An 8355-nucleotide genomic window follows, 5' to 3' on the forward strand; every position below is an offset into this window, starting at 1 on the left:
CGCCCCGCCGAGCGGCGTAGGCTGGAGGTCTGCAACCATGAGGGTTCGCGTGCGACCGGACGGGACCGAGGTCGACCGTCCCGTGCTGGCCATGGCCGTGGTCGCCGTCGTCGTCACCGCCGTCGGGGCGCTGTGGATGGCCGGCTCCACGGTCGGCGGGCGCTACCGGACGGTGCGGGTCGACAACGGCGCCGGCCCCGCCCTCCGGGTCGACGTCACCGCCCCGACGGGGGCCGGCTGGGGCTGGGCCTGGCCGACCCCGAGGCCGTGACCACCTTCGTGGTCAGCTACGGTGGGCAGGAAGTGTGGCGACAGGGCTACCGATGAGAGGACACCGCAGAGGCATGGACATCCAGGAGACGAACCTGCCGGGGGTGGGGCTGCGCCACGACTTCACCACCAGGGCCGGCCGCCAGCTCGGCGTCGTGACCCACCGCACCGGCCGGCGCGACCTGCTGGTCTACGACCGCGAAGACCCCGACGCGTGCCAGGAGGTCGTGCAGCTCACCGACGAGGAGGCCGACGCCCTGGCCGAGCTGCTCGGCGCGGCCCGGCTGGTCGAGCACCTGGCCGCCCTCACCCAGCGGATCGAGGGCCTGGCCATCGACTGGCTGCCGATCCGCGCCGGCAGCTCGTACGCCGGCCAGGCGATCGCCGACACCCAGGCCCGCAGCCGCACCGGCGTGTCGATCGTGGCCATCGTGCGCGGCGACGGGGCCATCCCGGCCCCGACCCCCGACGTCCAGTTGGAGCCGGGCGACACGCTGGTGGTCGTCGGCACCGCTCAGGGCATCAAGGAGCTCGCCAAGCTGCTGGGGAGCTGACCGGCGGTGGAGCACGGCGCCGCCGTCCTGCTCGAGCTGGGCGGGGTGATCCTGGGGCTGGGCATCCTGGGACGGCTGGCCGGCCGCCTCGGCCTCTCCGCCATCCCCCTGTACCTGCTGGCCGGGCTGGCCTTCGGTGAAGGCGGCCTGCTGCCGCTGGTCACCGCCCAGGAGTTCATCGAGATCGGGGCAGAGGTCGGGGTCATCCTCCTGCTGCTCCTGCTGGGGCTGGAGTACTCGGCCAGCGAGCTGATGAGCAGCCTCCGCGCCGCCGCCCCGGCCGGCCTGGTCGACCTCGCCCTCAACTTCACCCCCGGCCTGCTGGCCGGGCTGCTGCTCGGCTGGTCGGCCCTGGCCGCGGTGGTGCTGGGCGGGGTGACGTACGTGACCTCGTCGGGGATCGTGGCCAAGGTCCTCGGCGACCTGAACCGGCTCGGCAACCGCGAGACCCCGGTGGTCCTGTCCATCCTGGTCGTCGAGGACCTGGCCATGGCCGCCTACCTGCCGCTGATCACCGGGCTGCTGGTCGGGGGCGGGCTGCTGGCCAGCGTCCTGCCGGTCGGGGTCGCCCTGGCCACGGTGGCCGTGGTCCTGGTGGTCGCCGTCCGCTACGGCGAGACCCTCAGCCGGCTGGTGTTCAGCCCCAGCGACGAGGTGCTGCTGCTGGTCATCCTCGGCGTGGCCCTGGTCGTGGCCGGGCTGGCCCAGCAGCTCCAGGTGTCGGCCGCGGTCGGGGCGTTCCTGGTCGGCATCGCCCTGTCCGGCCGGGCCGCCGAGGCCGCCCACGACCTGCTCAGCCCCCTGCGCGACCTGTTCGCGGCCGTGTTCTTCGTGTTCTTCGGGCTCCAGACCGACCCGCGCTCGATCCCCCCGGTCGCGCTCGTGGCCACCGTCCTGGCCCTGGTGACGGCGGCGACCAAGGTCGCCACCGGCTGGTGGGCGGCCCGGAGGATCGGGGTCGGCTCCCGGGGGCGCTGGCGGGCCGGCACGGCCCTGGTCGCCCGGGGCGAGTTCTCGATCGTGATCGCCGGCCTGGCCGTGGCCGCCGGCCGCGAGGCCGAGCTGGGCCCGCTGGCCACCGCCTACGTGCTCATCCTGGCCGTCCTGGGCCCGGTCCTGGCCCGGACCTCCGAGCCCCTGCGGGTCGGCCTCAGCCGCCCGCTCACAGCTCGTGCAGGGCGGCGATCCGCTCGTCCACCGGCGGATGCGTGGCGTCCCCGGGAGCCATGATCCAGAGGTGGCGCAGGCCGGGCCCGTCCGGCGGCTGGCCGCCCGAGGCCAGCTTCCTGAGGGCGCTGACCAGGCCCGGCGGGTAGCGGGTGAGGCGGGCCCCGCCCTCGTCGGCGTCGAACTCGCGCCGGGGCGGGGCCAGCAGCCGCAGCAGCCCCGGGACCCGGCCGAGGGCGACCCCGAGGGTGGCCAGGCGCGCCCCCCAGCTCCAGATGTGGTTGAGCTCGTGGGCGAGCACGCCCTCCAGCTCGACCCGGTTCAGGGTGGTGAGCAGCCCCCGGGTGACGACCAGGGCCGACCGGGAGGGGTCGCGCCCGACCGAGAAGGCGTTGGCGGCGTCGCTGTCGACCACGTACAGCCGGGGCACGGGCAGGCCGGCGGCCTGGCTCAGGCCCTGGACCAGGTTGTGGTAGCGGGGCCAGCGGCCCGGGTCGGCGGCCTGGGCGCCGGCGTCGCGCAGCGCGGCCCGCTCCCCCACCCCGGGAGCGAACCCGACCACCAGCACGGCCAGGCCCAGCCCGGCCCCGAGCCCGCTCACCCCGAGGCCCAGGACGAGGGTGACCAGGAGCCCGAACAGGGCCAGGGCGGCCACGACCACGGCCACCGTGACCTGGTAGGCGCGGCGGTTGGCGGCGATCTGCTCCCGCAGGAGCACCAGCGTGCTCAAGGAAGGAGGACGATGCCGACCCAGGTGCCGAAGACCACCGAGGCGACCAGCAGGGCCAGGGGGGTGAGGCGGCCGTAGGCGCGCCCCAGGGGGCCGGGCGGCGGCTCGTCGCCGGCCCGCACGTTGCGGTTGAGCATGCCCAGGACCGGCAGCAGGAGCACGGCCAGGACGCCCTGGGCGAGGCCGAGCAGGGCCCCCCAGCCGACGAAGGTGGCCGAGTCGAGCTGCTGGAACACCTGGCGGTAGACGAGGGCGAGCAGGGCGCCGGCGACCACCTGCACGGTCACCCCGTAGATGTAGACCATGCTGCTCCGCTCCCGGAGCAGCAGGCCGCCCTCGAAGCGGAGCAGGTCCAGCCGGGTCAGGCGCAGCCCCAGGAACCCGGCGTACACCGTCGCCGCCACGATCGCCCCGATGATCCCGCCCCACAGGGCCGCCGCCACGTCCACGCCGCCTCCTCGACTCGCCGCTCGACGGCGCAGTGTACCGAAACGCTCACCCCGCGAGAGCGGCCTGGTAGACCTCGGCCACCTCGGCGGCGACCACCTCCCAGGCGTAGCGGCGGGCGGACACCGCGGCCGCCTCGCCCATGGCGGCCAGGCGGGCCGGGTTGTCGAGCAGACCGGCCAGGGCCGCGGCCAGGGCCTCGGGGTCGCGGGGCGGGACCAGCAGCCCGTCGGCGCCGTCGCGGACCACCTCGCGGTAGCCGCCGATGTCCGAGCAGACCACCGGCAGGCCGACGGCCATGGCCTCGGCCAGGACGATCCCGAACGACTCCCCGCCCAGCGACGGGGCGCAGAACACGTCGGCCGAGGCGTAGCAGGAGGGCAGGTCGGCCTGGGGCACGGAGCCGACGAAGACCAGGTCGGGCCGGAGCCGGGGCGGGACCATGGCCATGGCCTTGTCCTGGATGTGCCGGTCGTCGCGGCCGACCACCAGCAGGCGCAGCCGCGGGAACGCCGGCTTGAGCCGCAGGAACGCCCTGACCAGGTACTCCAGGCCCTTGCGGGGCTCGAGCCGGCCGACGAACAGGACCGTCGGGCCGTCGCCCTTCCAGCCCTCGAGGGGCTCGGGGCGGGCGAAGAACTCGGGCGCGACCCCGTTGGGGACGACCGCCATGGCGCCGCCGAAGTGCCCCTGCCAGGTGTCCCGGGCCGAGGCGCTGACGGCGATCCTGGCCTCCATCCGGTCGTAGACGCGGCGCAGCAGGGGGCTGGCCGCCTTCAGGGCGAGGGAGCGGTCCAGGTTGGCGTGGAAGGTTCCCACCACCGGCACCGGGCCCGCTTGGGTGACGGTGAGCATGCCGACGCTCGGGGACAGCGGCTCGTGCACGTGGAGCAGGTCGTAGCCGCCCCGGTGCACGGCCCGCCGGACCCGGACAAGGGTCCGGGGGCCGATGGCGATGCGGGCCACCGAGCCGTTGTAGGGGACGGCCAGCGACCCGCCCAGGCCGACGAAGCCGGGCTCGGCCACCGGCGCCTCGGCCGGGGCGAGCACGTCGACCCGGTGGCCGGCCTGGCGGAGCTCGCCGGCCAGGGCCCGGACGTGGTTGCCGACCCCGCCGGGCACGGTCCACTCGTATGGGCAGACCAGACCGATGTTCACGACGGCCCAGCCGGTGGCGGGTCGGTACCTTGCTGGCCACGGGGGACCGGGGACCGGTTCCGGTGGAAGTAGGGGCTGAGCACGTGCCACTGGGTGGGGGCGGCCGCGATCAGGCCCTCGAACTCGTCGGCCAGCCGCTGGGTGAGGGCGACGGTGTCCTTGCGGGTGTCGCCGGAGCGCTCGGGCACCAGCGGCGGGTGGACGACGGCCCGCCAGTGCCCGGGACGGCGGTCGTGGTAGACGCTGCAGGGCAGCAGCGGCGCCCCGGTCCGCAGGGCGATCGAGGCCGGCCCGCCCGGCATCACCGCCCGGGCCCCGAACAGCCGCACCTCCAGGCCGCCCCCGGTCAGGTCGCGGTCGCAGACCAGGCAGGCCAGGCGGCCGGCGCGCAGGGCCCTGACGACCCCGCGGAGGGTCTCGCTGCCGTCGTCCAGCGGCAGCAGCTCCATCCCGAGGGCCCGCCGGTAGACGGCGAAGCGCTCGTACAGCTCGGCCGGCTTCAGCCGCTCGACCACGGCGGTGGCCGGGTAGCCGACGGCGGCCAGCCAGGCCCCGCCGGCGTCCCAGTTGCCGATGTGGGGGCTGGCGAAGATGGCGCCCCGGCCGCCGGCCAGGGCGGTGTCGATGTGCTCGCGGCCCTCGATGCGCAGCCGCTGGCGGATGTCGGCGGCCGTCAGGTCCTCCAGCCGGAACGCCTCCACCCAGTAGCGGCCGTAGCTGGCGAAGCCCTGCCGGACCGCCCGCCGCAGCTCGCGGGGGCCGGTGGCGGGGCCGAGGACCTGGGCCAGGTTGGCCGTCAGGGCCTCGCGGCGGTCACGGTCCAGGGCCAGGGAGACCCGCCCGCCGACCCCGCCGAGGGCGTGGGCCACCGGCTCGGGGAGCTTGCGGACCAGCGTCCAGGCGGCCAGCCAGCGGCGAGAGGCCGCCTGGCTGTTGGGGATCACCTGCCGATGTCCGGCCCGACGTCGGATTGCTGCCAGACGACCAGGAGGCGCTGGACCACGGTGATGGCGGTGCCGGCGACCAGCACCCACAGGCCGGCCTCGGCATGCCCAAGCAGCAGGGCGAGCCCGAGGACGATGACCCGCTCGGGGCGCTCGGCGATGCCGACGTTGCAGGCGAAGCCGAGCGACTCGGCCCGGGCCTTGATGTAGGAGACGATCAGCGACAGGCCGAGCACGAGGGCGGCCAGCACGGCCATGGCGTCGAGGTCGCGGACGGCGGCGAACCAGATGATGCCCGACAGCACGGCCGCGTCCGACAGCCGGTCGACGACCGAGTCCAGGAAGGCACCCTTGCGCGAGACCCGGCCCGAGGCCTTGGCCACGGCCCCGTCGAGCATGTCGGGGAGGCCGGACAGGAGGCTGACGGCGCCGCCGATCACGGGCTGGCCGGTGGCGATGAGGGCGCCGGCGCCGAGGCTGCCGGCGAGGCCGATGGCGGTCAGGCCGTTGGCGGTGATGCCGGCCTTGGCCAGGGCGTGGCCGGCCGGCTCGGTGACGTGACGGAAGGTGTCGCGGGCCTTGGACGAGAGCACGAGGGATACCTGTCGTGACGGGGGTGTTCGTGGGGGAACACCCAAGGTTGAACTTGGGGAGGCTAGCACTCCTGTAGACCCGGCTCAACGGCGACCGGTTACGGCAATATGCGGTGGTAGCATCGCCGCTCCGGCGACATCGAGGGAGGCTGGCCGCCTGTGAAGAGCTACCCCACCGACCATGTCCGCAACATCCTGATCGTTGGTCACGGGGGCGCCGGCAAGACCTCGCTGGTCGAGGCGGTGTGCCACGCCACCGGGGCCACCAACCGCATCGGCCGGGTCGAGGACGGGACCACCGTCACCGACTTCGAGCCCGAGGAGACGCGCAAGCAGATCTCGGTCTCCCTGGCCGTCGCCCCGGTCGAGTACGACGGCTTCAAGATCAACCTGCTGGACGCCCCCGGCTACGCCGACTTCGTGGGCGACGTGCGCTCGGCCCTGCCCGCCGCCGACGGGGTCCTGTTCGTGGTCTCGGCCGTCGAGGGGGTCGAGACCCAGACCGAGGTCGTCTGGACGATGGCCGAGGAGCTGGGGCTGCCCCGGGCCTTTTTCATCAACAAGCTGGACCGGGACCGGGCGTCGTTCGCCCGCAGCCTCGACGGCATCCAGGCCGCCTTCGGCAAGGCCTGCGCGCCGCTGTACCTGCCCATCGGCGAGGAGCACGACTTCGGCGGCCTGGTCGGCCTGCTGTCGGGCCGCGCCTTCACCTATGAGAACGGCAAGCGCAGCGAGGGCGACGTCCCCGCCGACCTGACCGAGGCCGCGGCCAGCCTGCGCGAGCAGCTCATCGAGGCGATCATCCAGGAGTCCGAGGACGAGGAGCTGATGGACCGCTACCTCGGCGGGGAGGAGATCGCCCCCACCGACCTGATCGGCGACCTGGAGCAGGCGGTGGCCGCCGGGCGGCTGTTCCCGGTGCTGGCCGGGGCGGCCATCAAGAACATCGGCGTGGCCGAGCTGCTGGAGGTCTGCACCCAGGCCTTCCCCTCCCCCGCCGAGCGCCCCGAGGTCGAGGGCCGCCGCGCCGACCCGGACGGCCCCCTGGCCGCGTACGTGTTCAAGACCATCGCCGACCCGTACGTCGGGCGCATGAACCTGTTCCGGGTGGTCTCGGGCACCTTCCGCCCCGACAGCACGGTGTTCAACGCCACCAAGCGCAAGGACGAGCGGGTCGGCCACCTGCTGACCGTCCGGGGCAAGGCCCAGGAGCCGGCCGACCAGGTGGTGGCCGGCGACATCGGCGCCGTGGCCAAGCTGGCCGACACCGCCACCGGCGACACCCTCACGTCCAAGGACGCCCCGGTGGTGCTGCCGGCCCCGGTGATGCCCGACCCGCTGCTGCCGATCGCGATCGCCCCCAAGTCCCGCGGCGACGAGGAGAAGCTCTCCTCCGGGCTGGCCCGGACCGAGGCCGAGGACCTGACCGTGCGGGTGGAGCGCAACCCCGAGACCCATCAGACCATCCTGTGGGGCATGGGCGAGAACCACATCGAGGTCACCCTGGAGCGGCTCAAGCGCAAGTACGGGGTCGAGGTCACCCAGGTCCCGCTGCTGCTCCCCTACAAGGAGACCTTCAAGGCCCCGGTCAAGGCCCTGGGCCGGCACGTGAAGCAGTCGGGCGGCCACGGCCAGTACGCCATCTGCAACATCGAGGTCGAGCCGCTGCCCCGGGGCAGCGGGTTCGAGTACGCCGACAAGATCTACGGCGGGGCCGTGCCCAACCAGTTCATCCCGTCGGTCGAGAAGGGCGTGCGCAAGGCCATGGAGGACGGCCTGGTCGCCGGGTTCCCGGTGGTCGACATCAAGGTCACCCTGTACGACGGCAAGTTCCACTCGGTCGACTCCTCCGACATGGCCTTCCAGATCGCCGGCGGCCTGGCCATGAAGGAGGCGGCCGCCCAGGCCGACATGGTCCTGCTCGAGCCGGTGCTGGAGCTGGAGGTGCTGGTGCCCGACGAGTACGTGGGCGACATCCTCGGCGACCTGTCGTCGCGGCGCGGCCGGGTGGTCGGGACCGACCCCGTGGGCACCGGCAAGACGCTGGTCCGGGCGACCGCGCCCGAGGCCGAGGTGGTCCGCTACGCCATCGACCTGCGCTCCATGACCAGGGGCAAGGGGTCGTTCGCGCGCCGCTTCTCCCACTACGAGGAGCTGCCGCCGCACATGGCCGCCAAGGTCATCGAGGAGGCCAACGCCCGCAAGTGAGCGAGGACGATCAGGTGCTGACGGCCCTGTCCAGCCGCCCCGGTTGGGCGGCGGTGGCGGGCGGCCGCAGGGGCAGGCTGAGCCTGACCACGGTGCCGCCGCCCTGGCGTCGCTCCACCCAAGACCGCCCGCCCACGTACTCCAGGAACTGACGGACCACCAGCAGTCCCATGCCGCGCCCGTCGCTCGGGCCCTGGGGGGTGCCGCGGTCGGCGACCACCACCTCGACCTGGCCGGCTGCCGGGTCGGCGTAGACGGCGACCTCCACCTCCTCGGGCCCGCCA

The 8355-nt window shown here is 74.3% G+C and carries 10 protein-coding genes; 4 read left to right on the forward strand and 6 right to left on the reverse strand.

Translation table 11 applies throughout. The features are described from left to right. The first annotated feature begins 37 nt into the window (after positions 1-37). The 3 genes from VF468_02955 to VF468_02965 all read left to right on the forward strand — a co-directional run bounded on the left by VF468_02955 (position 38) and on the right by VF468_02965 (position 2054). Positions 38-271 (forward strand): hypothetical protein, encoded by a 234-nt coding sequence (locus tag VF468_02955; GenBank protein ID HEX5877271.1) that lies wholly within the window; start codon positions 38-40, stop codon positions 269-271. Between the two features lie 73 nt (positions 272-344). Next, the gene (locus VF468_02960; GenBank protein ID HEX5877272.1) at positions 345-824 is read left to right on the forward strand and encodes a cation:proton antiporter regulatory subunit; all 480 of its coding nucleotides are present in this window, start codon (positions 345-347) and stop codon (positions 822-824) included. A 6-nt stretch (positions 825-830) separates the two neighbouring features. Next, the gene (locus VF468_02965; GenBank protein ID HEX5877273.1) at positions 831-2054 is read left to right on the forward strand and encodes a cation:proton antiporter; all 1224 of its coding nucleotides are present in this window, start codon (positions 831-833) and stop codon (positions 2052-2054) included. Here the strand turns inward: VF468_02965 and VF468_02970 are convergent. Genes VF468_02970 through VF468_02990 form a run of 5 tightly spaced genes read right to left on the reverse strand, consistent with a single transcriptional unit; the run spans position 1987 to position 5863 of the window. Continuing rightward, entirely contained in the window at positions 1987-2721 is a 735-nt protein-coding gene (locus tag VF468_02970) for a M48 family metalloprotease (GenBank protein ID HEX5877274.1), read from the reverse strand. The two genes, VF468_02965 and VF468_02970, sit on opposite strands and share 68 nt — an antisense overlap. Then, positions 2718-3170, reverse strand: coding sequence for a hypothetical protein (locus VF468_02975; protein HEX5877275.1), 453 nt, complete (start codon positions 3168-3170; stop codon positions 2718-2720). Before VF468_02975 ends, VF468_02970 begins: the two co-directional genes overlap by 4 nt. A gap of 46 nt (positions 3171-3216) precedes the next feature. Continuing rightward, positions 3217-4326 carry a glycosyltransferase family 4 protein gene (locus tag VF468_02980; GenBank protein HEX5877276.1) on the reverse strand — a complete coding sequence of 370 codons (1110 nt, stop codon included), beginning with the start codon at positions 4324-4326 and terminating at the stop codon, positions 3217-3219. Continuing rightward, positions 4323-5270 (reverse strand): phosphatidylinositol mannoside acyltransferase, encoded by a 948-nt coding sequence (locus tag VF468_02985; protein HEX5877277.1) that lies wholly within the window; start codon positions 5268-5270, stop codon positions 4323-4325. The genes VF468_02980 and VF468_02985 overlap by 4 nt, the downstream gene beginning before the upstream one ends. Beyond that, positions 5267-5863, reverse strand: coding sequence for a CDP-alcohol phosphatidyltransferase family protein (locus tag VF468_02990; protein ID HEX5877278.1), 597 nt, complete (start codon positions 5861-5863; stop codon positions 5267-5269). The genes VF468_02985 and VF468_02990 overlap by 4 nt, the downstream gene beginning before the upstream one ends. A gap of 159 nt (positions 5864-6022) precedes the next feature. On the opposite strand from VF468_02990, the gene VF468_02995 reads away from it, so the two are divergent. Further along, positions 6023-8071, forward strand: coding sequence for an elongation factor G-like protein EF-G2 (locus tag VF468_02995; protein HEX5877279.1), 2049 nt, complete (start codon positions 6023-6025; stop codon positions 8069-8071). A 10-nt stretch (positions 8072-8081) separates the two neighbouring features. On the opposite strand, the gene VF468_03000 is transcribed toward VF468_02995, so the two are convergent. After that, positions 8082-8355, reverse strand: a 274-nt coding sequence (locus VF468_03000; GenBank protein HEX5877280.1) for an ATP-binding protein, incomplete at its 5' end; no start/stop codon positions are given.

This window comes from Actinomycetota bacterium (assembly GCA_036280995.1).
Taxonomy (GTDB): Bacteria; Actinomycetota; CALGFH01; order CALGFH01; family CALGFH01; genus CALGFH01.